The sequence below is a fragment of the Lysobacter sp. MMG2 genome, assembly GCF_016735495.2.
Classification (GTDB): domain Bacteria; phylum Pseudomonadota; class Gammaproteobacteria; order Xanthomonadales; family Xanthomonadaceae; genus Lysobacter_J.
On sequence record NZ_JAERQY020000002.1, the window covers coordinates 251,397 to 277,759 of the forward strand.

General features: G+C 68.5%; 23 protein-coding genes. 11 read left to right on the forward strand and 12 right to left on the reverse strand.

Annotation, left to right across the window (positions count from 1 at the left end):
- Positions 1–74: 74 nt before the first annotated feature.
- Positions 75–1,991, reverse strand: a complete 1,917-nt coding sequence (mdoH, locus tag JI752_RS09135; protein ID WP_345777339.1) for a glucans biosynthesis glucosyltransferase MdoH — start codon at positions 1,989–1,991, stop codon at positions 75–77.
- A 20-nt stretch (positions 1,992–2,011) separates the two neighbouring features.
- Positions 2,012–3,544: a glucan biosynthesis protein G gene (locus tag JI752_RS09140; protein ID WP_216962596.1), complete on the reverse strand. Its 1,533-nt coding sequence runs from the start codon at positions 3,542–3,544 to the stop codon at positions 2,012–2,014.
- Between the two features lie 216 nt (positions 3,545–3,760).
- On the opposite strand from JI752_RS09140, the gene JI752_RS09145 reads away from it, so the two are divergent.
- Positions 3,761–4,927: a glycosyltransferase family 1 protein gene (locus JI752_RS09145; RefSeq protein WP_216962599.1), complete on the forward strand. Its 1,167-nt coding sequence runs from the start codon at positions 3,761–3,763 to the stop codon at positions 4,925–4,927.
- Positions 4,924–5,487, forward strand: a complete 564-nt coding sequence (locus JI752_RS09150; RefSeq protein ID WP_216962602.1) for a phosphatase PAP2 family protein — start codon at positions 4,924–4,926, stop codon at positions 5,485–5,487. The genes JI752_RS09145 and JI752_RS09150 overlap by 4 nt, the downstream gene beginning before the upstream one ends.
- 730 nt (positions 5,488–6,217) lie before the next feature.
- Here the strand turns inward: JI752_RS09150 and JI752_RS09155 are convergent.
- From JI752_RS09155 to creB, 5 genes are all read right to left on the reverse strand, one after another.
- Complete coding sequence (locus JI752_RS09155; protein ID WP_216962606.1) at positions 6,218–7,135, reverse strand: carbon-nitrogen hydrolase family protein; 918 nt, start codon at positions 7,133–7,135, stop codon at positions 6,218–6,220.
- Positions 7,132–7,761 carry a GNAT family N-acetyltransferase gene (locus JI752_RS09160; protein ID WP_216962608.1) on the reverse strand — a complete coding sequence of 210 codons (630 nt, stop codon included), beginning with the start codon at positions 7,759–7,761 and terminating at the stop codon, positions 7,132–7,134. Before JI752_RS09160 ends, JI752_RS09155 begins: the two co-directional genes overlap by 4 nt.
- 89 nt (positions 7,762–7,850) lie before the next feature.
- Positions 7,851–9,179, reverse strand: a complete 1,329-nt coding sequence (gene creD / locus JI752_RS09165; RefSeq protein WP_216962611.1) for a cell envelope integrity protein CreD — start codon at positions 9,177–9,179, stop codon at positions 7,851–7,853.
- 297 nt (positions 9,180–9,476) lie between these two features.
- A complete protein-coding gene (gene creC, locus JI752_RS09170) occupies positions 9,477–10,910 on the reverse strand; it encodes a two-component system sensor histidine kinase CreC (protein ID WP_216962614.1) in 1,434 nt (477 codons plus the stop codon).
- On the reverse strand, positions 10,907–11,581 hold the full coding sequence (gene creB / locus JI752_RS09175; RefSeq protein WP_216962617.1) for a two-component system response regulator CreB: 675 nt from the start codon (positions 11,579–11,581) through the stop codon (positions 10,907–10,909). Before creB ends, creC begins: the two co-directional genes overlap by 4 nt.
- Before the next feature lie 151 nt (positions 11,582–11,732).
- Between creB and rlmJ the strand changes: the two genes are divergently transcribed.
- Positions 11,733–12,593: a 23S rRNA (adenine(2030)-N(6))-methyltransferase RlmJ gene (gene rlmJ / locus JI752_RS09180; protein WP_216962619.1), complete on the forward strand. Its 861-nt coding sequence runs from the start codon at positions 11,733–11,735 to the stop codon at positions 12,591–12,593.
- A 446-nt stretch (positions 12,594–13,039) separates the two neighbouring features.
- Here rlmJ and JI752_RS09185 read toward each other — a convergent pair whose 3' ends face one another.
- A complete protein-coding gene (locus tag JI752_RS09185) occupies positions 13,040–13,954 on the reverse strand; it encodes a cation diffusion facilitator family transporter (protein WP_216962622.1) in 915 nt (304 codons plus the stop codon).
- A gap of 104 nt (positions 13,955–14,058) precedes the next feature.
- Complete coding sequence (locus tag JI752_RS09190; RefSeq protein WP_216962625.1) at positions 14,059–14,409, reverse strand: MmcQ/YjbR family DNA-binding protein; 351 nt, start codon at positions 14,407–14,409, stop codon at positions 14,059–14,061.
- A gap of 55 nt (positions 14,410–14,464) precedes the next feature.
- Between JI752_RS09190 and JI752_RS09195 the strand changes: the two genes are divergently transcribed.
- Complete coding sequence (locus tag JI752_RS09195) at positions 14,465–15,019, forward strand: GNAT family protein (RefSeq protein ID WP_216962628.1); 555 nt, start codon at positions 14,465–14,467, stop codon at positions 15,017–15,019.
- Between the two features lie 105 nt (positions 15,020–15,124).
- A complete protein-coding gene (locus tag JI752_RS09200) occupies positions 15,125–16,174 on the forward strand; it encodes a class I SAM-dependent methyltransferase (RefSeq protein ID WP_216962631.1) in 1,050 nt (349 codons plus the stop codon).
- Between the two features lie 114 nt (positions 16,175–16,288).
- Here JI752_RS09200 and JI752_RS09205 read toward each other — a convergent pair whose 3' ends face one another.
- Positions 16,289–16,714, reverse strand: a complete 426-nt coding sequence (locus JI752_RS09205) for an organic hydroperoxide resistance protein (RefSeq protein ID WP_216962645.1) — start codon at positions 16,712–16,714, stop codon at positions 16,289–16,291.
- A gap of 114 nt (positions 16,715–16,828) precedes the next feature.
- Complete coding sequence (locus JI752_RS09210; RefSeq protein ID WP_216962648.1) at positions 16,829–17,293, reverse strand: MarR family transcriptional regulator; 465 nt, start codon at positions 17,291–17,293, stop codon at positions 16,829–16,831.
- A 214-nt stretch (positions 17,294–17,507) separates the two neighbouring features.
- Here JI752_RS09210 and mfd point away from each other — a divergent pair, with 214 nt between their 5' ends.
- The gene (gene mfd, locus JI752_RS09215; protein WP_216962651.1) at positions 17,508–20,987 is read left to right on the forward strand and encodes a transcription-repair coupling factor; all 3,480 of its coding nucleotides are present in this window, start codon (positions 17,508–17,510) and stop codon (positions 20,985–20,987) included.
- A gap of 20 nt (positions 20,988–21,007) precedes the next feature.
- Positions 21,008–21,541 carry a phosphoglycerate mutase family protein gene (locus JI752_RS09220; RefSeq protein ID WP_216962654.1) on the forward strand — a complete coding sequence of 178 codons (534 nt, stop codon included), beginning with the start codon at positions 21,008–21,010 and terminating at the stop codon, positions 21,539–21,541.
- 191 nt (positions 21,542–21,732) lie between these two features.
- Here JI752_RS09220 and JI752_RS09225 read toward each other — a convergent pair whose 3' ends face one another.
- Positions 21,733–23,304, reverse strand: a complete 1,572-nt coding sequence (locus JI752_RS09225; protein WP_216962657.1) for a phospholipase D family protein — start codon at positions 23,302–23,304, stop codon at positions 21,733–21,735.
- Between the two features lie 131 nt (positions 23,305–23,435).
- On the opposite strand from JI752_RS09225, the gene JI752_RS09230 reads away from it, so the two are divergent.
- The 4 genes from JI752_RS09230 to aqpZ all read left to right on the forward strand — a co-directional run bounded on the left by JI752_RS09230 (position 23,436) and on the right by aqpZ (position 26,341).
- The gene (locus JI752_RS09230) at positions 23,436–23,807 is read left to right on the forward strand and encodes a hypothetical protein (protein ID WP_216962658.1); all 372 of its coding nucleotides are present in this window, start codon (positions 23,436–23,438) and stop codon (positions 23,805–23,807) included.
- 79 nt (positions 23,808–23,886) lie between these two features.
- Positions 23,887–24,747, forward strand: coding sequence for a pirin family protein (locus JI752_RS09235; protein ID WP_216962661.1), 861 nt, complete (start codon positions 23,887–23,889; stop codon positions 24,745–24,747).
- Between the two features lie 228 nt (positions 24,748–24,975).
- A complete protein-coding gene (locus JI752_RS09240; protein ID WP_216962664.1) occupies positions 24,976–25,413 on the forward strand; it encodes a hypothetical protein in 438 nt (145 codons plus the stop codon).
- A 190-nt stretch (positions 25,414–25,603) separates the two neighbouring features.
- A complete protein-coding gene (aqpZ, locus tag JI752_RS09245; protein WP_216962667.1) occupies positions 25,604–26,341 on the forward strand; it encodes an aquaporin Z in 738 nt (245 codons plus the stop codon).
- Positions 26,342–26,363: the final 22 nt, after the last annotated feature.

Sequence of the window (26,363 nt, forward strand, 5' to 3'; positions counted from 1 at the left end):
CCTTTACGAACCCGCCTCCCAGCGGGTTCGTTATTTCAGCCCTCGGCCCCGGCATTTGCCGTGGGCACGCCCCCTCAAAGATGCGGCTCCGGCGGCACCACATGCTCCGCCGGCAGCGCGCGCAATTCCGCCGCGCGCACCAGCACCGTCGGCGGAGTGTGCTCTTCCGGGATCGAGAAGATCTTCATGCGGCGCAGGAACAGACCCGGCCCGCGCGCGGAAGTGAACGCCACGATCGGAATCGACAGCAGCAGGCCGAGGATCACCGGCGCCATCCACGCTGCCAGCGACGGCGAGATCAGGTACGCCATCACGCCGGCGATCACGCCCAGCACGGTCACGCCGCCGTAGCTGCGCACCAGGCCCGACAGCGGCAGCGTGCCGTCGTCGCGACGCTGCGCGTCCCAGCCGGAGTCCTTGCCGGCCAGCACCTCGGCCACGCCGCGCGACTGCACGTACATCGTCACCGGCGCCATCAGCGCGGCCAGCAGCGTTTCCAGCAGCATGCTCAGGAACGAGCGCACCATGCCGCCGCATCCGCGCCGCGTGTCGCGGTCGAAGAACAGCGTGAGCCAGCCCATGAACTTCGGCGCCAGCAGCACCGACATGGTGAGGATGAACACCCACAGGAAGCGTTCCGGATCCTGCTCGCGCCAGTAGGCCGACGGCGAGAAGCCCGGCAGCGTGAACATCTCCAGTCCCAGCCCCGCCTTGTACAGCGGGATCGCCAGGCCGACGAGCATCAGCATCGCCCACATGGGCGACGTGAAGTAATGGCCGATGCCCATCATCAGGTGCCAGCGGCTGACCCAGTGCAGTCCCTTCGCCGGCAGCACCGCGCCGTGCTGCAGGTTGCCCTGGCACCAGCGGCGGTCGCGCACGAGCATGTCGGTGAGCGAGGGCGGGCCTTCCTCGTAGCTGCCGCCGAGGTTGGGCACCATGTGCAGCGCCCAGCCGCCGCGACGCATCAACGCCGCTTCGACGAAATCGTGGCTCAGCACCGTGCCGCGGAACGGCCGAGGCCCGAGCAGCTCCGGAAGGCCACCCTCGTCGGCGAAGGCGCGCGTGCGGATGATCGCGTTGTGGCCCCAGTAATTGCTTTCCGAACCGTGCCACCACGCGATGCCGTGCGCGATCACCGGCCCGTACACGCGCCCGGCGAACTGCTGCATGCGCGCGAACAACGTGTTGCCGTTGACGATCATCGGCAGCGTTTGCACCAATGCGACGTCGGGATTGCGCTCCATCGCGCCGACCAGGCGCACGATGGTGTCGCCGGTCATCAAGCTGTCGGCGTCCAGGATCAGCATCTGCGGATACGCGCCGCCAAAGCGCCGCACCCACTCGGCGATGTTGCCGGCCTTGCGCTCGCGATTGTCGATACGCAGCCGGTAGAACACGTTGGCGCCGCCGCCGACGCGCTCGCGCAGCGCGGCGAAGGCGCGTTCCTCGTGTGCGCGGATGTCCGCGCGCGTCGTGTCGCTGAGCACGAAGAAATCGAACTGCGACATCTGACCGGTGGCCTGCACCGATTCGTAGATGGCCTGAAGGCCCGCGAGCAGGCGCTCGGGGTCTTCGTTGTAGGTGGGCATCAGCAGCGCCGTGCGCGTGCCCAGCCGCGGCAGCGCCTGCGCCGATTCCAGGCCCAATCGCGCGCGGTGACGGCCGACGATCAGCACGAACCCGGCCAGTGCGCCGACGAACGCCTGCGCGATCCACGCGAACAGCCCGACGAACAGCACCAGCAGGATGCCTTCCAGAATGTCGATGCCGCCGCCGCGCAACACCCACCAGATCTGGTAGGTGGCGATCAGCGTGAGCAGTGCAGCGCCGCCGATCACCGCCGTGCGCCGCAGCGTCATGGCGCGCGGCGTCGTCGGCAGCGATGCGTTTTGCAACGCGCCTGCACGCAGCGTCTGCACCGGCATCGTCAGCGGCGCTTCGGGCGGCAGCCACGGCGAGGCGTCGCCGCCCACGGGAATCGTTACCACCGGCGGAACGTGAACTTCGGTCACAGGGTCCACCGATAAAGCCAGGTTTCAGTGAGCGGGCCGCGTTCGTCGCCGAGCACCGCGCGCAACTCGATGCTGCGTTCCTCGCCCGGGACCAGTTCGAAGCCCAGTCGCCAGCCGCCCGCGCCCGGGTTCGGATGCGCGGTGACGTTGGCGATCTTCCCCTTCGACGCGGTCACGTCGGCGCGCACCTTGGCGTTGTCGGCCAGGCCCGCCAGGCGTCCGCCGTCGAAGTCGATCACCACCAGCCTCGCCTTGCCGGTGTTCTCACCGAAGGTCAGCCCGCCGATGCGCGTGCGCGCCACGGTGGCGAGTTCCGGCTTCCAGCTGTGCTGGTCGCACCAGTGCATGCGGTAGTCGAAGCGGTGCTCGCGGCCGGCGGCCAGCGGCTGCCTCGGGCGCCAGAAGGCGACGATGTTGTCGTGGAATTCGTCCGCCGTGGGCAGTTCGAACAGGTGCACGGCACCGTCGCCCCACTCGCCCTGCGGTTCGATCCACAGGCTCGGGCGCTTCTCGTAATGCGCTTCGCTGTCGGCGTAGTCGGCGAACGTGCGCTTGCGCTGCATCAGGCCGAAGCCGCGCGGGTTGGTGTCCTCGAAGGCGCTTTCCTGCACCGTCGAAGGATTCTGCAACGGCCGCCAGATCTGTTCGCCGCGACCGTTGACCATGCCCAGGCCGTCGGAGTCGTGCACCGCCGGGCGGTAGTCGTCGATGCCGACGCGGTCGTTGGAATCGAACTGGAACATGCTCGTCAGCGGCGCGATGCCCACCTCGTCCAGCGGCACGCGCGGGAAGATGCGCGCGGAGGCGTCGAACACCGTCTGCTCGCCCGGCGTGATGGTGAAGCGGTACGCGCCGGCGACGCTGGGGCTGTCCAGCAACGCATGCACAGTGATCTGCTTCGCGCCGGGCGCCGGGCGCTCCAGCCAGAACGCGCGGAACACCGGGAATTCCTCCTGCGTCCCGCCGGTCTTCAACGCCAGCCCGCGCGCCGACAGCCCATAGGCCTGGCCCTTGGCGACGGCGCGGAAGTAGCTGGCGCCCAGGAAGGCGGCGATCTCGTCGAAATACTCCGGCCGGTTGATCGGGGCATGCAGGCGGAAGCCGGCGTAGCCCAGGTCCGTCTCGGTCGGCGCCTTCACGCCCTGGAAGGTGAACTGCGACGGTTTGTAGACGACCGGCGTCGCCTTGCCGTCGGCCACCTGGTAGATGTCCACGCGGTCGCGGAAGAAGAAGCCACGGTGGAAGAACTGCGCCTGGAACGGCAGCCCCTCGCTGCGCCACAACGCCTGCGCCGGGTTGAAGCGGATGCTGCGGTACTGGTCGTAGCCGATGCGTTCCAGCGAAGCCGGCAGCTGCTTGCTCTGCGGCACGAACGGTTTGGCCGCCAGGGCCCGCGCCATGCCGGCGACGGTATCGGCATCGAACGCGCTCGCGGCGCCCGACGGCGCCCACGCGTGCGCCTGCGCGCCTCCCAACAACGACCACACGGGCCAGGACAGACCGGCCAGCAACACTTCGCGTCGGTGCACGCGCACTCCTTGGGCGATGTCAAAGCGATTCATTCTAGGGAGGGATTCGTTAATCGGATCGACACGGACGGCCATTGACGCCGGGTTTTCACCCCCGTCACACCGGGTAACCGTTTTCAGTCCCGGTTTGCGGACATGCGCGTCATCCGCGCGTCATCCCGCTGCCATCGCCGGTACACCGCCGCGGCTCAACCTTGCGCAAACCGGGAGCCGCGCATGCGCTATGCGATCGTCAGCGAAACGTACCCGCCGGAGATCAACGGGGTCGCCCTCACCGTCCAGGGACTGGAACAGGGACTGAGGACGCGCGGCCACGAGGTCCAGCTCATCCGCCCCCGGCAGGGCGCGAGCGACCGTGCCGCCGCGCACGAGGTGCTGGTGCGTGGCGCGCCGCTGCCGCGCTACCCGGGCCTGCGCCTGGGACTGCCGGCGGGCGGACGCATTCGGGACGCGTGGCGCGCCGCGCGACCGGATGCGGTGTACGTGGCCACGGAAGGTCCGCTGGGCTGGTCGGCGTTGCGCGCGGCTCGCCGGCTCGGCATTCCTGCCGCGAGCGGCTTCCACACCCGCTTCGACGAATACATGCGCGACTACGGCGCCGGCTTCCTCGCCGGCACCGCGCTGCGCTGGATGCGCCGCTTCCACAACCATGCCGATGCGACACTGGTGCCCACGCGCGAGCTGGTCGAGTTCCTGCGCGCCGAGCGTTTCGACAACGTCGTCCGCCTGCCGCGCGCGGTGGACACGGCGCTGTTCGATCCGCAACGCCGCAGCGCCGCATTGCGCGCGCAGTGGGGCGCGGGCGAGCAGACGCTGGTGGCGATCTACGTCGGCCGCATCGCCGCGGAAAAGAACCTCGAGCTGGCCGTGCGCGCATTCCGCCAGTTGCAGGCCGTGCGTCCGGATGCGCGTTTCGTGTGGGTCGGCGACGGGCCGGCGCGGGCGAAGCTGGAACAGGACAACCCCGACTTCCTCTTCTGCGGCGTGCAGCGCGGCGAAGCGCTGGCGCGGCATTTCGCCAGCGGCGACCTGTTCGTGTTCCCGAGCCTGAGCGAGACCTTCGGCAACGTCACGCTGGAAGCGCTCGCCAGCGGCGTGCCGACGGTGGCGTTCGACTACGGCGCCGCGCGCGAATACCTGCGCGACGGCGTGCACGGCGCGGCGATCGCCTCGCACGACGAAGCCGGCTTCGTCGCCGCATGCGTGCGCCTGGCCGCCGACGACAACGCGCGCGAAACGATGCGCACGGCGGCGTGGCAGGCCGTGGCTGCACTGCGCCCGGAACAGGTCAGCGCGGACTTCGACGCACTGCTGCAGCAACTGGTCGACGCGCGCAGCGCCGACACCCTCACCCCGACCGCAGCCGAACGGGAGGCGTCATGAAACTTCATTCCCTGCACAAGCGCTCGCTTCACGACCGATTGGCCGCCGGCGACTCCGGCTGGTGCCTGCGCGCCAACCGCTGGGGCGAACGCGGGCGTTCGCGCTCGTACTTCGCCGCGGTGAGCCGGCTCGGCGACGGCGTGTTCTGGTACGTGCTGATGGCCGTGCTGATCGCGGTGGACGGCCTGGATGGACTGGCCGCCTCCGCGCACCTGGCCGCCACCGGCGTGATCGCGCTGACGCTCTACAAACTGCTCAAGCGCTGGACGCGCCGCCCGCGACCGTTCGCTTCGGACCGGCGCATCCACGCGTGGGTGGCGCCGCTGGACGAGTTCTCGTTTCCGTCGGGCCACACGCTGCATGCGGTGGCTTTCAGCCTGGTCGGCATCGCGCACTACCCGGTGCTGGCCTGGGTGCTGGTGCCGTTCACCGCGAGCGTGGCGGCTTCGCGTGTGGTGCTGGGGCTGCATTACCCGAGCGATGTGATCGCGGCGACGGCGATCGGCACCGCGCTGGCGGGTGTGTCGTTGTGGCTGGTGCCGGGGGTTTCGTTGTTCTGAGGGGTGCGTGCAGCGCGGGTGTGTGAGTGCGTGGGCGTGTGGGCGTGTGGGCGTGTGGGCGTGTGGGCGTGTGTGAGTCTAGCGATCGTCAACCCGAAGCCGTCATCCCGGCGAAGGCCGGGATCCAGGCTGTCACGTCTTCCGACACTTCTCGTCATTCCAGCGGACGCTGGAATCCATTTTGCTGTTGCTGTTCATAGGCAGCGGGAAAGCGTGAAAAGTCCCTGGATTCCCGCCTTCGCGGGAATGACGGTGAGGTGGTTTTCCGCAAAGGGAGTGCCCGTGCTTTACGGGCCTGGGTCCCGGCCTTCGCCGGGATGACGGTGGATTTGCTGTGGCTACGATGGATTTGCTGTTGCTGTTGCTGTTGCTGTTGCTGTCGAACAGCCTGTCAGGTCCCTAGCCCCGAAGGGCGCCGCACATGGATGTGCGGCGGTGAGCGCTGAGCCATGGATGGCGAATCGCGAACGCGCCCTTGCTCCGTCCGGTCGTGGGATTGATCTGGGCCCACTGCCCTTTCTTTTGGTTACTTTTCTTTGGGCAAGCAAAGAAAAGTGACCCGAGCGGCGTAGCCGATCGGAAGCTTTGTTGTTGCTTCCTTCTTTGAGAAGCCTGCCAAAGCCAAATCAAAATGGATTCCAGCTTTCGCTGGAATGACGGTGATGAGGGGCCGTCACCGGCGTGCCCAAGCGCCGACGTCAGAGGCCGGAGGCCAGACACCAGACACCCCCTACGCCGCCCGCACCACCCTTGCCCGCGCCACGCTCGGAAAATACTGCGCCGCCCAATCGCGATCGTTCGCCACCTGCGCATGCGAGCGGCTGGCTTCCAGCGCCGCGAAGTCCAGCGTCGCCACCGCCCAGCGCTGCTCGCCGCGCGTCTGCACCACCATCCCGTCGTGCGGCAGGCCCACGTCCATCGGCGCGATCAACGCCGCCTCTCCCGTGTTGACGTCCAGCGCCGGACTCCACGGCGCTTCGCCGGCCGTGACCGCCTGCGCGACGAAACACCGGTTCTCCAGCGCGCGCGCCAGGCAGCCCACGCGCACGCGCGTCGCACCGGCGTCGGTGTCGGTGCAACTGGGCACGATCAGCAACCGCGCGCCGGCCTCGCATTGCGCACGCACCGGCAGCGGGAACTCGCTGTCGTAGCAGACCGCGATCGCGCTGCGCACGCCGTCGGTTTCGAACACCTTGAGCTCATCGCCCGATTCGATCACGCCCGTGCCTTTCTCGAAACCGGTCAGACGCAGCTTGTCCTGCCACACATGCGCGCCGTCGGGTGCGAAGGCATAGCTGCGGTTGCGATAACGGCCGCGCCCGGTGTCGAGCAGGAACGTGCCCGCAACCACATGCAGGTCGCGCTCGCGCGCCAGGCGCGAGAACAACGCGATCCAGTCTGCGTGATGGCGCTGCGTCGCCGCCAGCGAGGCATGCAAGTCACCGCGCGTGGCCGCGTCGAACGTGGCGGCCAGTTCCAGCGACAGGTATTCGGGCAATACCGCGATGCGCGCGCCCAGCGCCTGCGCTTCGTCCAGCCACTGCGCCTGCTTGTGCGCGAAGGCGTCGAAATCCGCCGGCGCGTCGATCGTGTACTTGGCCACGGCCACCTTGAGTGCGGTGGCCGGGCGGTCCTGCGTTGAAGTCATCGGGTGCGCTCCAGGGGCCGCAGCCAGAAAGTGAGGGTGTGGTCGACCTCGCCGGCCTGCCCGACTTCGCGCCACGGCAGGCGGGCGCGCAGTTCCGGGCGCGCACGGTAGCCGCGCTTGTTCCAGAACGCGTCGTTGCCGCGCTGGAAGGCCGGCCGACGCGGGTGCGTGGGTTCGCGATCGACCGCGCAGAACGCCGTCCACGCGTAGTCGCCATAACTGCGCGCGTGGGCTTCGCGTTCGTCGAAGAAGCGATGGCCGATGCCGCGACCGCGGTACTGCGGCAGCAGCACGGATTCGCCGCAATAGAACACTTCGGCCGGATTGATCGAGGTCTGCGCGAAGGATTGCGTGAACGCCTCCGATTCGTCCGCCAGCGGCAACCCGGTGGAGGCGCCGACGACGAGATCGCCGTCGAAGGCCAGCACCGCCACGCTGCGCGGCGATTGCAGGTAGATCTTCAGGTACTGCGCCTCGTAGTCCTCGTCGCCGTCATACAGGTACGGCCAGTCGCGGAACACCGCGATGCGCAGCGCGGCCAGGTGGCCGAGCCAGGGCTCGATCGCGGCGCCGTTGTAGCAGCGCACGTCGAGCGGGCGGGCGGTGTCGAGCGGTTTGACGTCCATGACGTACATGGTAGGGGACCCCGGTCGGAGGATGGGCGGCGGGCATGACGAAGCGGCCGTGGGCTGGATTCGCCCACGGCCGCGTTCATTCATGCCTGACGCACCGCCGGGCGCGCACCGGCCACTTGGTACCAGTCGATCCTGCGCGTCACCACCATCACCGTGGCCAGCACCAGGAACAGCAGGCCCGCGCCCAACACCAGCGCGTTGTCCTCCGAGACCAGCAATCCGTACAGCGCGGCGTACAGCGTCGTCAGCATCGCCGCGAAGCCCAGGCCGCGCGCCAGGCTGCGCAGCACCGCGCTCAGGTAGAAGCCCAGCAGCCCGATGCACGCCACGCTGGCGGCGAGGTAGGCGTACACGAACTTCACGTGCTCGCTCAGGCTCACCAGCAGCAGGAAGAAGATCGCCAGCGCCAGGCCGACCAGGCCGTACTGGATCGGGTGGATCGGCAACTGCTTGATCAGCTCGAAGAAGAAGAACCCGACGAAGGTGAGCAGCACGAACAGCAGGCCGTACTTGGTCGCGCGATCGGCCTGCGTGTAGATGTCCACCGGATCGATCAGCGACACGCCGACGGCGTCCATGTTCGCCAAGCCCATCTCCGGCGACGCGAGGCCTTCGACATAGTTGCGCTGCGCGTTGCTGGCGACGGACGCGATATCCCAGCTCGCGGTGAAGCCGTCCGCGCTGGTGTCGTGTCGCGGCGACGTGCCGGCGAAGCTGGGATGGCGCCAGGTCGACTCCAGTTCGAAGCGGTTGTTCTTGCCCAGCGGCACCAGCACAAGGGATTCGGTGCCGCCCAGCAGCATGTCCAGCTGCGTGTCCAGCGCGATCGTCTGGCCGGGCACCGGCGCATCGAGCCGCACGTGCAAGCCCGGCGCCTCACGGCTGCCCATGCCTTCCTGCAAGGCGACGTCGCGGCCATTGATGCGCAGCACAGGCGCGGCACGCAGGCCGCGCACGTCGGCGATGCCGTAGCTCAGCCAGGGCCGGCCGATCTGCCGGTCGGCGGGATTGCCTTCGTTGGGAATGACGGCGTCGAAGCGCGCCGTGGCATGCCCCTTCCACTCGTACACACGCACTTCGTGCAGGCCGCGCTTGCGCGTGTCGGGAACCATGGGGCCGCCCACGTCCAGCGTCGTGGGGAAGAACGTCCATTGCCGCGTCTTCGCGCGGCGGACCTTGCGCACGACGTTGTTGGCGTCGGTTTCCTCGACCTCGACGGTCTCGGTGTAGGGCACCACCAGCACCGGCCCGGCAAAGGCCTGCGCACCGCCATAGCTGCGGGCGATGTCGGCGACCGCGCCGGCGCGGTACTCCTCGCGCTCGTGGATGACGCCGCGGATCATGCTCAGCGGGATGAGGATCGCGATCGTCATGAACGCGACGATGGCGACCTTGAAGGCAAGGCGCATGGTGAACTCCTGTCGTGGAATGGCGACAGGCTGCGCGCGTGTTGCGTGGGGACGATGGGGCTTGTGTGAGGCGACGGTGAAGTCGCACAGGCGTGCGGAAGCGTCGGCCGATAGAGACCCGCCCGGAGCCGTCATCCCGGCTAAGGCCGGGATCCAGGCTGTCACGCCCTCCGGGACATCACGTCGTCCGAAACTTCACGTCATTCCCGCGAAAGCCCCGCTTTCGCCGGAATGACGGTGAGGTGACTCACCGCGGCCTTCGCCGGGATGACGGTGAATTCGACGGACCTCGTCAGATCACTCGCCCGGCGGCAGCCTGATTTCCGCCACCGCCCCGCCGCCCTCACGGTTGTGCAGCACCGCCTCGCCGCCATGCAACGCGGCCACCTCGGCCACGAACGGCAAGCCCAGCCCGCTGCTGCGACTGCCGTTGCCGGGGCGCGGCAGCGAATAGAAGCGTTCGAACACCCGCCCTTCCGCGTAATCGGGGATGCCCGGCCCGCGGTCGCGTACCGCCACACATTGCGACGCACCATCAGCACGCAGCTGCACTTCGATCGCACTGCCGCGCGGTGCGAAGTCGATGGCGTTCTCGATCAGGTTGACCACCGCCTGGCGCAGCAGGAAGCGATCACCGCGCACGTCGGGCAGACCGGCCGGCAGGTCGAAATCGAGGCGGAGGTCCGCCTGCGCCAGCCGCGTGTCGCACTGCGCGGCGGCATCGGCGATGACACCCGACAGCGACAGCGCTTCGGGATGTTCGAGCCGTTGCCGATGCTCCACCGCTGCCAGCGCCAGCATCTTGTCGATCATCTGCGCCAGGCGCTCGCTCTGCGCGCGGATGGCGGCGACGAAGCGCGCGCGGTCGGGTTCGTCGAGCGGCCCCTCCAGCAGCTCCGCGCTGCCACGGATCGCCGCCAGCGGGCTCTTCATCTCGTGCGTGAGCGTGTGCACGTACTGCTCCACGTACTGCTTGCCTTCCAGGCGCACGCGCATGGTTTCCAGCGCCGAGCCCAGTTCGCCGAACTCGCCCGCCGCGCGCGGCGGCGCGGCGCGCTCGCCGGCGGTGACGGCGTTGGCGTAGCGGCGCAATGCGCCCAACTGCTTCGACAGCCACCACGCCGCCAGCAGTCCGATCACCAGCGACACGCCCAGCAGCACCGCGCCCCATCGCCACACGGCGCGCTGGCTGCGCTCGATGAAGGGCGCGATCGCGCGGTTGGGCTTGGCGACCGTCAGCACGCCGACGATGCGCCCGTCCACGTCGCGGATCGGCGCGGCGACATGCATCACGGTGGAGTTCGGATCGGCGTAATCGTTGCGCGTGGAGCGCGCGCCGTAGCGGCCGCGCAGCGTGAGATAGACATCGTTCCAGCGCGAGTAGTCCTTGCCGACATCGCGCCCGTCGCTGTCGAACACGACGATGCCGCGCGCATCGGCGACGTAGATGCGGTACTGCGAGGAACGCTTGCCGAAGCCCCATATCTGCGCGCCGTAATCGCGCCGCGCCATCGCGCGTACGCGCTTGGCGAAGTCGCCGTCGTCGATGCGGCCTTTGATGAAATCGTCGGTGGCCAGCTCGGCCAGGACATTGGCCGTGTCGACCAGCGTGTCTTCCATCGCCTGGCGCACGCCCGGCTTCACCTCGGCCACGAACACCTGCGCCAGCAGCCAGCCGGCCAGCGCGACGATGACGAAGTAGCCCAGGAACACCCGCAGTGCGATCCTCATTCCGCGGTCTCCAGCGAGTAGCCCAGTCCGCGGTGCGTGCGGATCGGATCGGCGTCGGGCGCGACATCGCGCAGCTTCGCGCGCAGCGTCTTGATGTGCGTGTCCACGGTGCGATCGCCGCTTTCCAGCGCATCGCCCCACACGCGGTCCATCAGTTGCGCGCGCGAGAGCACCGCGCCCGGGCGTTGCAGCAACGCGGCGAGCAGGCCGTATTCGTAGCGCGTGAGGTCGAGCGCGCGGCCGCGGTAACGGATGCGGTGCCCCTGGGCGTCGTGCACGAATCCGGCGTCGACGGGCGCGGCGGTCGGCGACGGCTGGAGACGGCGCAGCACCACGCGCACGCGCGCGACCAGCTCGCGCGGCGAGAACGGCTTGGTCACGTAGTCGTCGGCACCGATCTCCAGGCCGAGGATGCGGTCGGCTTCGGCATTCTGGGCGGTGAGGAAGATCACCGGCAGGTCGCGCTCGCGGCGCAGTTCACGGCACAACGCGAAGCCGCCGATGTCGGGCAGGCCGACATCGAGCACCGCCAGGTCGAAGTCCTGCGCACGCGCCGCGGCCAGGGCCTCGCGGCCGGTCAGGCAGTGGATCGCCTCGAACCCCTCCGCGTGCAGCGCGTGCAGCACGATCTGGGCGATGGCGGCTTCGTCTTCGACGAGGAGGATGCGCATTCTTGGGGATTCGGGATTCGGGATTCGGGATTCGGGAGCTTGTGCTTTGGGATACGGTCGGCGGGGACTATTCTGCGCGAACGAACTTGGATGGTGGGCGCTGCGCGAGCCATCGAATCCCCAATCCCGAATCCCGAATCCCGGACGCCCCATGAACTACCGCCACGTCTTCCACGCCGGCAACCATGCCGACGTGCTCAAGCACATCGCCGTGCTCGCCCTGTGCGATGCCCTGACGGCGAAGCCGGCGGCGGCGTTCGCGCTGGACACCCATGCCGGACGCGGGTTGTACGCGCTGGACAGCAATTCGGCGCAACGCACGGGCGAGGCCGAAGGCGGCATCGGCCGTTTGCTGGCGGAGGCGCCGAAGCACCCGGCCATCACCCGTTACCTGGCCGCCGTGCGCGCCTGTCGGCACGAACACGGACAGGCGAGCTATCCCGGCTCGCCCTGGCTGCTGGCCCACGCGCTGCGCGAACAGGACCGCATCGCCGCGTGCGAGTTGCTGCCGGAAGAGGCCGGGCAGCTGCGTTCGGTGTTCTCCCACGATCCGCGCGTGGCCGTGCACGAGCGCGACGGCTACGCCGCGATGAAGGCGCTGCTGCCGCCCCGCATCGGCGAGACCCGCTACAACCGCGGGCTGGTGCTGATCGACCCGCCTTACGAAGCGCAGCTGGAGGAGTTCGACACCGCGCTGGGCGCACTGCGCGACGCCCTCGCCCGCTGGCCGCAGGGCACGTATGTGCTGTGGTACCCGATCAAGCTGCGCCGCTCGCTGCAACCGTTCTACCGTCGCGCGACGACATTGCCGGCGAAGTCCTCGTTCGTCGCCGAACTGCTGGTGCGCGCCGACGATTCCCCGCTGCGCATGAACGGCAGCGGCTTGCTGATCCTCAACCCGCCGTGGCAACTGGACCAGACCCTGGCCGGCGTACTGCCCCTGCTGGCGAAAGTGCTGGGTGAAAGCGCGGACGCGGCGGGGAGGCTGGAGTGGCTGGTGCGGGGGGCGTAGTCGCGCACGGCGGTTGCTTGCTGGCTGTTGTTCCTTGTCTTTGTTGCTGTTGCTGTTGCTGTTGCTGTCGAACAGCCTTTCAGGTTACTAGCCCCGAAGGGCGCCGCACATGGATGTGCGGCGGTGAGCGCTGAGCCAGGGATGGCGAATCGCGAACGCGCCTACTCGCTGTCCGGTCGTGGGATTGATCTGGGCCCACTGCCCTTTCTTTTGGTTACTTTTCTTTGGGCAAGCAAAGAAAAGTGACCCGAGCGGCGTAGCCGATCGGAAGCTTTGTTGTTGCTGTTCGAGTGCGCAGGGAAAGCGTGGAAAGTCCCTGGAGAGAGCCGCCGTGCGGCGGCCCAGAAGCCCCCGCCTTCGCGGGAATGACGGTGAGGAGGTTCACCGCACAGGGAGTGCCCACACGCCAGGGACCTGGATCCCGGCCTTCGCCGGGATGAAGGTGACTACGCCTGCAACTTCCGATCCGGCTCGAAGAAGCTCCAGCGCACTTCCGGGAACGACTGCTTCAGCGCCCGCTCGACCGAATTGATCTGGTCGATCAGCCCGCTGACCCCGTGCTCCTCGCGCATCTGCGCCTGCACCGACACCAGCACCTCGTTGCCCAACTGCAGCGTGATCAGACTGATGATGCGCTCGATCTCCGGACGCGTCTGCAGGAACTCGCGCATCTGCTGCTGGCGCGCCGGATCGACGCTCTGGCCGATCAGCATCGCCTTCACCTCGATGGCGACGAACACCGCGACCACGATCAGCAGCGCGCCGATGGCGATGGTGCCGACCGCGTCCCACAGCGGATTGCCGGTGACCACCGACATCATCACCGCGATCAGCGCGAACACCAGGCCCAGCAGCGCGGCCAGGTCCTCCCCGAAGATCACCACCAGCTCGGCCTGGCGGCTTTCGCGGAACCAGCGCCACAGGCCGCGCTCGCCGCGCGCCTTGTTCACTTCCTGCAGGCAGGCGCGCATCGAAACGCTCTCGGCGAGGATGGCGAACACCAGCACGCCGGCGGCCCACCACCACTGCTTCAGCGGCTCGGGATGCTGGAGTTTGTGGATGCCTTCGTACAGCGAGAACATGCCGCCGACGGTGAACAGCATCACCGCGACCAGGAACGACCAGAAGTAGATCGCCTTGCCGTAACCCAGCGGGTAATCGGGCGAGGCCGGCGCCTTGGCCTGGCGCATGCCCAGCAGCAGCAGGAGCTGGTTGCCGCAGTCGGCCAGCGAGTGGACCGTCTCGGCCAGCATCGCGCTGGAACCGGTGAAGAACGCCGCCACGCCCTTGGCGACCGCGATCGCGAAGTTGGCACCGAGCGCGAACAGGATCGCGCGGGTCGAATCACCACCACCGGCCATGCCGTCTTTCCCTGAAGAGTTGAATGAGTGTGCGTAAGGCGGCGCGAGTCTAGCACCGGGGCGCGACGCGCCGGGACTGCACGCGCCTGGCTCTGCGCACAGGATCAGTCGGCCAGCTCGCGCTGGGTCTTCTTCGGCAGCTTCGCCCGGACCAGCTCGTAGCTGCGGCGCAGCAAGGCCTTCAATTCCTTCACCGGGACGCGCGAAGAATCGAGCATCTGGACCCAGCGCGCCCGCGCCAGGTAGGGCGCCGGGATGAACCCGGGGCGGCCGGTCAGCTCCAGAAAGCGCTCGTCCTCGACCTTGAAGCTCAGGCTGCCCACGCCCTCTCCCTGCACGCAGACGACGCAGAACATCTTCCCCGCGACGGTGAAGACCAGGTCGTTTTCCCACTTGATCGAGGACTCCACCCCCGGCCAGCCCCCCACCCAGTCCTGCAGTCTGCTTCCGTCCATCGCCCCGCCCGCCCCGTGAAGAATGTGAATACGGGAAGTGTGCCAATATCCATCCATGGCCGCGCGCGAACGACTCCCGCCCTGGCATGAACGGATGCGTCTTCCCAACGGGCGCGAAGTACTGATACGTCCGATCCGCCCCGAAGACGCAGAACCGATTCGCGCCAGCTTCTCACTGCTCCAGCCGGAGGAAGTGCGCCAGCGCTTCCTGTACGCGCTGAACGAGATGTCGCCTGAAATGGCGGATCGAATGACCCGCATCAACCCGAAGAACGAATTCGCCCTGGTCGCGGCCGAGCCGCTGCCGCCGGGCGAGGCGCTGGTCGGGGCGGTGGCGCGCATTGCCGTGGACGACAACGGCCGGGAGGCGGAATTCGCCATCCTGGTCAGCCACTACGTCGCCAACATGGGCCTGGGCCGCTACCTGATGACGCGGCTGGTGAAATGGGCGCGCGGCAAGAAGCTGGACTGCGTCTACGGCGACGTGTTCGAACACAACCAGGCCATGCTCTCGCTGGCCGAATCGCTGGGCTTCGAACGCAGCGTGCAGCAGGAGCCCAACGGGCTCATCCGCGTGCGCCTGGACCTGAAGGGCAGCAAGGCGGCCTGAACCTGGCCGGCGCGCACGGGCCGGCCCGTTCGAAGGGGTGACTCCGGGGGGCCTTGCGGCAGGCAGAACCGCGCGTCCACGGCGAGCACCGCCGGGGGGCTCCACATGAGCATCAACGAAGAGCGCCTGAATCAGTTCCTGGGCCATGCGGTAGGCGACCTGGGCGCCGCGATCAGCGCGACCCTCATGCTGGTCGGCGACCAGCTCGGCCTGTATCGGGCGCTGGCCACCTCGCCGATGAGCGCCGCCGAACTGGCAACACGCACCGGCACGAACGAACGCTACATCCGCGAGTGGCTCGGCAACCAGGCGGCGGGCGGCTACGTCGACTACGACCGCGACAGCGACACCTATTCGCTCAGCGCAGAGCAGGCGCTGTGCCTGGCCGACCCGGGCGGGCCGGTCGACCTGCCCGGTGCCTATTCGATCGTGGAAGCGACGTTCCACGCGCTGGAGAGGACGAAGGAAAACTTCCGCACCGGCAAGGGCATGGAATGGGGCGAGCACCACGCCTGCCTGTTCCATGGCACCGAGCGCTTCTTTCGCGCCGGCTACAACGCGCACCTCATCATGGAATGGTTACCGGCGCTGGACGGCGTCGTCGACAAACTGCGTGCCGGGGCGAAGGCGGCCGACGTCGGCTGCGGACACGGCGCAAGCACCACGCTGATGGCGCAGGCGTTCCCCGAATCGACCTTCATCGGCTACGACTATCACGCCCCGTCGATCGAGGTGGCGCGCGAACGTGCGCGCAAAGCCGGCGCGGGCAACGCGAAGTTCGAGACCGCCGACGCGACGGGCTACGCCGACAAGGACTTCGACCTGATCTGCTTCTTCGATTGCCTGCACGACATGGGCGATCCGGTCGGCGCCGCGCGCCATGCGCTGCAGGCGCTGAAGTCCGACGGCTCATGCATGCTGGTGGAGCCGTTCGCCGGCGACAGCGTGGCGGAGAACCTCAATCCGGTCGGACGCGTGTACTACGGCGCGTCGTCGCAGATCTGCGTGCCGGTGTCGCTGGCGCGCAACGGGCCGGCACTGGGCGCACAGGCCGGCGAGGCGCGGCTGCGCCAGGTGATGACCGACGCCGGCTTCACGCGTTTCCGCCGCGCGACGCAGACGCCGTTCAATCTGGTGTTCGAAGCGCGGCCCTGACGGCGCGCGCTCAGCAATAAGGGCACGCATGTCGCGCCCAGGGTAGCGAGGGGGCACGCGTGGCGCGGGCAGGACGCCCGCGCCGCGCTTCTTCGCCGTTTCGCTCGCGACCGATCAGACGACGGTCAGGGTGACGTCGATATTGCCGCGCGTCGCGTTGGAGTACGGGCACACCTGGTGCGCCTTCTGCACCAGCGCTTCGGCCTGCTCGCGCGGCAGGCCCGGCAGCGAGATCTTCAGCTCGGCCTGGATGCCGAAGCCGGTCGGCAGCGGACCGATGCCGACGGCGGCGTCGATCTTGGCGTCGTTCGGGAACGCGATCTTCTCCTTGCCGGCGACGAACTTCAGCGCGCCGATGAAGCAGGCCGAGTAGCCGGCCGCGAACAGTTGCTCCGGATTGGTGCCTTCGCCGCCGGCGCCGCCGAGTTCGCGCGGCGTGGTGAGCTTGACGTCGAGCGCGTTGTCGGACGAGACGGAACGTCCGTCGCGGCCGCCGGTGGAGGTGGCGTGGGCGGTGTAGAGGACCTGATCGAGGGACATGGGAAGACTCCTGGTTGGGGGGACAACGACGGGGTGGCCTTGCGGCCGGGTCTCATGGCGCGACCTCGAACGGCGCGCCGCTTGTACGGTGCGATTGCCTTGCCGCGCGCCGCCTCAGCCGTTCCGGCCGAGCGCCTTGCGCAGCGATTCGAGCTGGTGCTTCATCGCGACGATCTCGTCCTGCGTGCATTCCGAGGCGCACAGCAGTTCCGACGGAACCGCGCGGGCTTTCGCCTTCAACGCCCGGCCCTCCTCGCTCAGTTCGACGATCACCTGCCGCTCGTCACGGCTGGCGCGCGTGCGCGTCACCAGACCCGACGCCTCCAGGCGCTTGAGCAGCGGCGTCAACGTCGCCGAGTCGAGGAACAGCTTCTCGCCGATCTCCGACACGCTCAGGCCGTCGCGCTCCCACAGCACCAGCATCACCAGGTATTGCGGGTAGGTCAGGCCCAGCGGCGAGAGCAGCTTGCGATAGACCTTGTTGAGCGCCAGCCCGGTGGAATACAGCGCGAAGCACAGCTGCTCGTCCAGATGCAGCAGGTTCTTCGCTTTGGGGGCCTTGGCGGTCGCGGTCTTCATGGGTCGAAAATTTACATAGCGCGCTATTCAATTGCAAGCGATCAATAGCGCGGCCACTGGAACGATGCGATCCGGCCGCGCCGATTCAGGCAGGTCATGCAGGAACCGGGTCTTCATCCGCCGGTCCCGTAAAATGCGGGCCTCTTTGCGCTGGGGGGTCACGGCCCTCCGGCGCTGCCCTCGTTTTTCACGTCCCCGCCCCCATCCCGATCCGATGCCGAAGTCCGCAATTCCGACGCCTCCCCTGCCCCGGTCCGGACACCAGCGCGCCTGGTGGCGCGCTCCGGCCTCGCCCTCCGCGCTGGCGTTCCACATCGCCACGGCCGCGGCCGCGCACGACGCGCCGCTGCTGGTGGTCGCGCGCGACAACCACGGCGCGCACCAGCTCGAATCGGACCTGCACACCCTGCTCGGTGCGCAGGCTGATCTGCCCGTGGTCACCTTCCCCGACTGGGAAACGCTGCCCTACGACCTCTTCAGCCCGCACCCGGACATCGTCAGCCAGCGCCTGGCCGCGCTGCACCGCCTGCCCACGCTCAAGCGCGGCATCGTGATCGTTCCGGTGCAGACGCTGCTGCAGCGGCTGGCGCCGCTCAAGCACGTGGTCGGCGGCAGCTTCGATGTGAAGACCGGCCAGCGCCTGGACCTGGATGCGGAAAAGCGGCGCCTGGAATCGGCCGGTTATCGCCACGTGCCGCAGGTGCTCGATCCGGGCGACTTCGCGGTGCGCGGCGGGCTGTTGGATGTCTACCCGATGGGCGCCGACCAGCCGTTCCGCGTCGAACTGCTCGACGACGAGATCGAGACGATCCGCGCGTTCGAACCCGAGTCGCAGCGTTCGCTGGAGAAGATCGACGCCGTCCACCTGTTGCCCGGCCGCGAAGTGCCGCTGGACGATGCCGCGCTCAAGCGCGCGCTCGATGCCCTGCGCGACCGCTTCGATCTGGACACGCGCCGCAGCGCGCTCTACCAGGACCTCAAGGCGGGGTTGGCGCCGCCCGGCATCGAGTACTACCTGCCGCTGTTCTTCGACACGACCTCCACGCTGTTCGACTACCTCGCCAAGGACACGCTCCCCGTCATCGCCGATGGCGCGATGGAGGCCGCCGAACAATTCTGGAGCCACACCGGCGAGCGCTACGAACAACGCCGCCACGATCTCGAACGCCCGCTGCTGCCGCCCGACGCGCTGTACCTGTCGCCCGATGCGCTGCGCGCGCGCCTCAACGAGACCACGCGCGTGGAGATCTGCGGCGAAGGCCATGCGCAGCGCGAACGCGCGAGCGCACTGGGCGACCAACCCGCGCCGGCCTTGCCGATCGCCGCGCGCGACCACGCGCCGGCCGATGCCTTGAAGTCGTTCCTGTCGAGCTATCCGGGCCGCGTGCTGATCGCGGCGGATTCGCCGGGGCGTCGCGAGGCGTTGCTGGAGTTGTTGCAGGCGGCGGCGCTGAAGCCCGATGTACTGGCCGACTGGAATGCTTTTCTTCCCTCGCAGGCCGCGCAGGCGCTTCCCAGGTTCGCGATCGCGGTCGCGCCGTTCGAAGACGGTTTCGCCATCACCGAACCCGCGCTGGCCGTCCTCACCGAACGCCAGCTCTTCCCCGAGCGCGCCAGCCAGCCGCGCCGTCGCCGCCGTGTCGGCCGCGAGCCGGAAGCGATCATCAAGGACCTGGGTGAGCTCACCGAAGGCGCACCGATCGTCCACGAGGACCACGGTGTCGGCCGCTATCGCGGACTGGTCACGCTCGACGCCGGCGGCATGCCCGCCGAATACCTGGAGATCGAGTACGCCAAGGGCGACCGCCTGTACGTGCCGGTCGCGCAGCTGCACCTGATCAACCGCTATTCCGGTGCATCGGAGGAAACCGCGCCGCTGCATTCGCTCGGCGGCGAGCAGTGGGCGAAGGCCAAGCGCAAGGCCGCCGAGAAAGTCCGCGACGTCGCCGCCGAACTGCTGGAAATCCAGGCCAAGCGGCAGGCGCGTGCGGGACTGGCGATCGACGTGGACCGCGCGGCGTACGAGCCGTTCGCGGCGGCGTTCCCGTTCGAGGAGACGCCGGACCAGCACTCGGCGATCGAAGCGGTGATCCGCGACCTCGCCTCGAGCCAGCCGATGGACCGCGTGGTCTGCGGCGACGTTGGCTTCGGCAAGACCGAGGTCGCGGTACGCGCGGCCTTCGTCAGCGCGATGAGCGGCAAGCAGGTTGCCGTACTGGTGCCGACCACGCTGCTGGCCGAACAGCATTACCGCAACTTCCGCGACCGCTTCGCCGACTGGCCGATCCGCGTGGAAGTGCTCTCGCGCTTCAAGACCAAGAAGGAAATCGAGACCGAACTGACCAAGGTCGCCGACGGCAGCATCGACGTGATCGTCGGCACGCACCGCCTGTTGCAGCCGGACGTGCGCTTCAAGGACCTGGGCGCGGTGATCGTCGACGAAGAACAGCGTTTCGGCGTGCGCCAGAAGGAAGCACTGAAGGCGTTGCGCGCGAACGTCCACCTGCTCACGCTCACCGCCACGCCGATCCCGCGCACGCTCAACATGGCGATGGCCGGACTGCGCGACCTGTCGATCATCGCCACGCCGCCCGCGCACCGCCTGGCGGTGCAGACCTTCGTCGTGCCGTGGGACGACATGCAGCTGCGCGAGGCGTTCCAGCGCGAGCTTTCGCGCGGCGGCCAGGTGTACTTCCTGCACAACGACGTGGAAAGCATCGGGCGCATGCAGCGCCAGCTTCAGGAGCTGGTGCCGGAGGCGCGCATCGGCATCGCCCACGGCCAGATGCCCGAGCGCGAGCTGGAACGGGTGATGCTCGACTTCCACAAGCAGCGCTTCAACGTGCTGCTGTCGACGACGATCATCGAGTCGGGCATCGACATCCCCAACGCCAACACCATCATCATGAACCGTGCCGACAAGTTCGGCCTGGCGCAGCTGCACCAGCTGCGCGGGCGCGTCGGCCGTTCGCACCACCGTGCCTACGCCTACCTCGTCGTGCCCGATCGCAAGGCGATCACCGAGGACGCACGCAAGCGGTTGGACGCGATCGCGGCGATGGACGAACTCGGCGCCGGCTTCACGCTCGCCACGCACGACCTGGAAATCCGCGGCGCCGGCGAACTGCTCGGCGAGGAACAAAGCGGACAGATGGCCGAGGTCGGCTTCAGCCTCTACACCGAACTGCTGGAGCGCGCGGTGCGTTCGATCCGCCAGGGCAAGCTGCCCGACGTGGACGGCCACGAGGTTCGCGGCGCCGAAGTCGAACTGCGCGTGCCCTCGCTGATCCCCGACGACTACCTGCCCGACGTGCACACGCGCCTGACGCTGTACAAGCGCATCAGCGGCGCACGCGACACGGAGGAACTGCGCGAGTTGCAGGTGGAGATGATCGACCGCTTCGGCCTTCTGCCCGACGCCGCCAAGCACCTGTTCGCCATCGCCGAACTGAAACTTCGCGCGACGCAGCTGGGCATCCGCAAACTCGACCTGGGCGACAAGGGTGGACGCGTGCACTTCGTCGAGAAACCCAACGTCGACCCGATGGCGATCATCAAGCTGATCCAGGGCCAGCCCAAGCTCTACCGGATGGAAGGCCCGGACAAGTTGCGCATGGCGCTGGAACTGCCCGATGCGCAGTCGCGCGTGCTGGCCGCGCGCGGCATCCTCACGGCACTTCAGCCGGCCGCGTGAGGTCGGCTAAGGTGGGCGGCATGAAACTGCCGCTCACCGCCCTTTCCTGCCTGCTGTTCCTTTCGGCCTGCGCTTCTTCGCCGCGCGTCGCCGATTCCGTTGCCCGTGTCGAAACCGGCGCCGCGATGACCTTCATCCTCGTGCGCCATGCGGAGAAGGCGGCCGACGGCAGCAACGACCCGCCGCTCACCGACGCCGGCCGCGCCCGCGCGCAGGCGCTCGCGCAGCGGTTGTCGCCGGTGCCGGTGATCGCGGTGTACACCACCGCGTTCCAGCGCACGCGCCAGACCGCGACGCCGACCGCGCAGGAGCACGGCTTGCCGCTGATCACCTACGACGCGAAGCAGCCGGCCACCGAATTCGCCGCGCTGCTGCGCGAGCGTCATGCGGGGCAGACGGTGCTGGTCGTCGGCCACAGCAACACGGTGCCGGACATCGCCGCCGCGCTGTGCGCCTGCCAGGTCGCGCCGATGAGCGAGGCGGAGTACGACCGGCTGACGACGGTGCGGGTGGATGCGTCGGGACGCGCGGTGTTGGAAGTCGGGCGCCAGTAGCGCGGCGTTTCCCTTCTCCCCTCGGGAGAAGGTGCCCGGAGGGCGGATGAGGGGTAACGGAGCATCAAGGCACAACCCGCGGCGCGGTGATGCACCGGCGCTCCGCACGTTGATGCTCCGTTACCCCTCACCCCAACCCCTCTCCCGAGGGGAGAGGGGCATGGGTGCTGCGCTTGGTCCGGTGACCTCACTTACAACTGCGACTCCACCGGCAACCACCGCACCACCGCGGCCATCGTGCGCCGCTTCCAGTCCGCCTCCGGTTCCTGCGTCCACACGCGCGGGGGCTCTTTCGAACCGTCCTCCCAGCGCAGCGCGTCGTTTTCCAGATACACGCGGTAGCTGTTCTTCGCGCTCACCTTCCACTCATAGATGCGCAGCAGTTCGCGCGTGAGTTCGCGATCGGTGAACGCGATGCCCATCTCGGTATTGAGGTTGATCGAACGCGGATCGAAATTCACCGAGCCGACGAAGCCCACGTCGCCGTCCACCATGAAAGCTTTGGTATGCAGGCTGGCCTCGCTCGACGAGGAGCCCAGCAGGCCGCTGCCCCCGCCGCCGCCGGGGCCGCGCGCCATCAGCTCGTACAGCTCGACGCCGCCGCGCAGCAGCGGCGCGCGGTACGGCGCGTAGCCGCCGTGCACCGCCGCGACGTCCGTCGCCGCGAGCGAGTTGGTCAGCACGCTCACGCGCACGCCGCGATCGCGCATGCGCAGCATCCACGCCACGCCTTCGTCGCCGGGCACGAAGTACGGCGAGCTGATGAACAGCTCGCGCTTCGCCCCGGCCACGGTCGGGGTGATCGCGTCGATCAGCCAGTCGCCCTTGCGCGGCGCGCCTTCGGCTTTTTCCGGAGGGTCCGACACCACGTGCGCCTCGCGCGTCCAGCGCGGCGCGCGACTGCCGCGCAGCAACGCCTGCACGCTTGGCGAACGCGCCAGTTGCTCCAGGTAGGGCTCGGCGTCCTTGTTGCGGTACTCCAGCGCTCCCACGCGACGCAGCCGCTGCAGCGAAAGCTCGTCCGCATCCACCAGCTGCGCCAGCGGAATCGCCGCCCCACTGTTCCAGTAGGCGTCGAAGATGCGCGCGGTTTCGCGCACGGGCTCACCGACCACCGCAAGGTCCGCATCAAGGAAGTTGGATTCCTCGGCCGCGCCGAAATACTCGTCGCCGATGTTGCGCCCGCCGACCACGGCGACGCGGCCGTCGGCGATCCATGCCTTGTTGTGCATGCGCCGGTTGAGGCTGAAGACCCGCAGCAGCATCTCCACGCCGCGCAGGAAGTACGACTGCCGGGCGCGCGATGGATTGAACATGCGCACCTCGATGTTCGGGTGGCGGTCCAGCGCGGCCAGCACGGAATCCTTCGCGTGCGAATTCAGGTCGTCCAGCAGCAGCCGCACGCGCACGCCGCGGTCGGCAGCGGCAAGGACCTCGTGCACGATCAGATTGCCGGTCAGGTCCGGCTTCCAGATGTAGTACTGCAGATCCAGGCTGCGCCCGGCGGTGCGCGCAGTGACCGCGCGGACGGTGAAGGCGTCCAGGTTGTCGGCGATCAGTGACAGCCCGGCCTGCCCGGGATGCGCCTGCTCCAGCGGCGCGATGGCGCGATCCAGCGCGGTCTCCACGCGGTCGGCGGGAATCGACTGCACGGGCGCGCCGCGTGCGCGTTGCGCGAAGCGTCCGTAGCTGTAGACCGACAGCAGCGAAGCCGCCACCAGCACCAGCACGACGATGCCGATCCACCGCAGCTTCCGGGTCATGTGCATCCCGCATGGGCCATGGCGTCCGATTCTAGCCACGCACCTGCAACGAAGTTTTCACGCGATGGCATCACGACGCCATGCGGGGCACCCGCTAGACTCCCGCGAGCTTCCCTGCCTGCCCGTTCCAGATGACCCGTCGCATCGCGCCCGTCCTGATTGCCCTGCTCGTCTCTGCCTGCGCCAGCGCTCCGAAGGTCGCGCTTCCGGTGGAGGCGCGCCTGCACCCCGGCCAGCGCATGGCGCTTCCGGAGAACGCACGCATCACCTACATCGGCACCGTCAACGACTCGCGCTGCCCGCCGGACGTGACGTGCGTGCACGCCGGCGACGCCGACGTGCGCCTGCGCTTCCAGAAGCCCGACACCGTGCTCGACGTGGTGCTCAAGGCCTCCGAACTGGGACAGCCGCGCGCCATCGGCGCCTGGCGCGTGACCCTGCTCGCGCTGTCGCCGGGTCCGCGTCCGGCCGCGACGCTGCGCGTGAACGACGCCGCCCGCTGAGCGCGACGCACGGCGGTACATGCGACGACGCGCGGGGATGTGACACCCTCACCGCACGCTCGCTTCCGGAGATCCCGCCATGACCCTCATCGTTTCCCCCCGTGTGCACGACCTCGGCGGGTTCCAGGTGCGTCGCGCCGTGCCGAGCATCCAGGCGCGATCGGTCGGGCCGTTCGTGTTCGTCGATCACATGGGGCCGGCGGTGTTCGAAGTCGGGCGCGGCATCGACGTGCGTCCGCACCCGCACATCGGGCTGGCGACGGTGACCTTCCTGTGGTCGGGCACGATCACCCACCGCGACACGCTCGGCAGCCTGCAGGACATCAACCCGGGCGACGTGAACTGGATGACCGCCGGCCGCGGCATCGCCCATTCCGAACGCACGCCGGGCACGCTGCGCGAGCACCAGCATCCGCTGCACGGCATGCAGACCTGGGTCGCGCTGCCGCGCGGCAGCGAAGAAGCCGACCCGGGCTTCTTCCACCACCCCGCCGCGACCCTGCCGCAGCAACGCCGCGACGGCAGCTGGCTGCGCGTGGTGGCCGGGCGCGGCTACGGCGAGGAATCGCCCGTGCGCGTGTACGCCGACACGCTCTATGTCGCCATCGACCTGGACGCCGACGCCGAACTCGCCCTGGACGACAGCCACCCCGAGCGCGCCCTCTACGTGCTGGAAGGCGACGCCCAGCTCGACGGCGCCGACATCCCGGCCATGCACCTGATCGTGCTCGACCCCGGCACCCGGCCGACACTGCGCGCCCGCACGCCCGTGAAGGCGATGCTGCTGGGCGGCGAGCCGCTCGACGGCCCGCGCCACCTGTGGTGGAACTTCGTGTCCAGCTCGAAGGAGCGGATCGAGCAGGCCAAGCAGGACTGGCTGGAGGGACGCTTCGGCAAGGTGCCCGGCGACGACGAGTTCATCCCCCTGCCCGAGCGCTGACCGGCCCGACCCATTGGCTTTGCGGATGATCGGCCCCGACTCATAAGCCTGGCTGTTTGCCTATTAAGTCTGGTTATTTGTCAAGTGCCGTTTTCTGGACTATGTTCGACCCAGATCGGCCGAAGCGGTCACGGTTCGCCGGTCAGCGCAGCCCGCCTCATGGGCTGTTTCGTTGCAAGGGGTTGTAACGACTACAGGGGGTTTGTCGTGAAGACGACGGCATGGCGTATGTCGGCCCTGCTCGTGCTCGCCGGTGTGGGCATGGCGAGTGCGCACGCGCAGAGCACGCAGGAAGGTAACTGTCCCCAGCTGCCCGCCGAGGCGGGTCTGGTCTGGGAATACAAGGCCACGGGCGGCGCCGACTTCTGTCGTGCACTGCGCGCCGATGGCTCCGAAGCGTTCGGTCTCTACATTTCGCGCAAGGCGAACTTCGAGCCCAAGCGCGGCAATCGCGCCGAGCCGGGCGTGATCGACGGCCAGAGCATCCACTGGTATCGCGGCGAAGTGGCGACGCGTCCGAACGTGGAAGTCCGCGAAACGCTGGTCGAATTGCCCGACGGCCGCGTCGCGCACATCTGGCTGCAGGCCGAGCAACCGCAACTGGCACCGGCGATCAGCCAGGCGCAGTCGCTGCGTTTCCCGGCCACGCGTCTGAGCAGCAACTGAGCCTTGCCGTGACGGCCCTTCCGCCCGCCAGCCGCGGGCGGAAAGCCGTCAATCGGCCCGGGCGTGCAATCAGCTTCTTTCGCAGTTACCGTCCTCCTCGCCGCTCCTAAGATCGGCCGCTTTCGCGCGCGGAACACATCCCGGCGCGTATCGGTTCGATTCCATCGGTTCCATGGGCAGGAGAAACAACATGATCAGGAAGCTTGCGGCCGAGTTCATCGGCACGTTCTGGTTGGTGCTTGGCGGTTGCGGAAGTGCAGTGCTCGCGGCGAAGTTCAATTCGGGCGGTGTCGAGATCGGCATCGGCCTGGTCGGCGTCTCGCTCGCCTTCGGCCTCACGGTCCTCACCGGCGCGTACGCGCTGGGTCATATCTCGGGCGGCCATTTCAATCCTGCCGTGAGTTTCGGCCTGTGGGCCGGCGGCCGTTTCCCGACCGGCGAACTGGTGCCTTACATCTTCGCCCAGGTGCTGGGCGGCATCCTCGCCGCGTTCGTCCTGTTGCATATCGCCGGTGGGGCGCCGGGCTTCACCATCGATCCCAATGCCGCCGGCACGTTCGCCACCAACGGCTTCGGCTCGCACTCGCCCGGCGGGTACGGCATCGGTGCGGCGTTCCTGTGCGAGCTGGTGATGACGGCGATGTTCCTGATCGTGATCCTCGGCGCCACGCACACGCGCGCGCCGGCGGGCTTCGCGCCCATCGCGATCGGTCTTGCGCTGACGCTGATCCACCTGATCTCCATCCCGGTCACCAATACGTCGGTGAACCCGGCGCGTTCCACCGCCGTGGCGGTGTTCGGCGGCCCGGTGGCGATGTCGCAGCTGTGGCTGTTCTGGGTCGCGCCGATCGCCGGCGGCCTGCTCGGCGGCGTGGTCTATCGCTGGCTCGGTCAGTACGGTCCGGAGGTCGCGGGCACGCGTCGCTGATCGCTGCGTCTTCGATGCAATG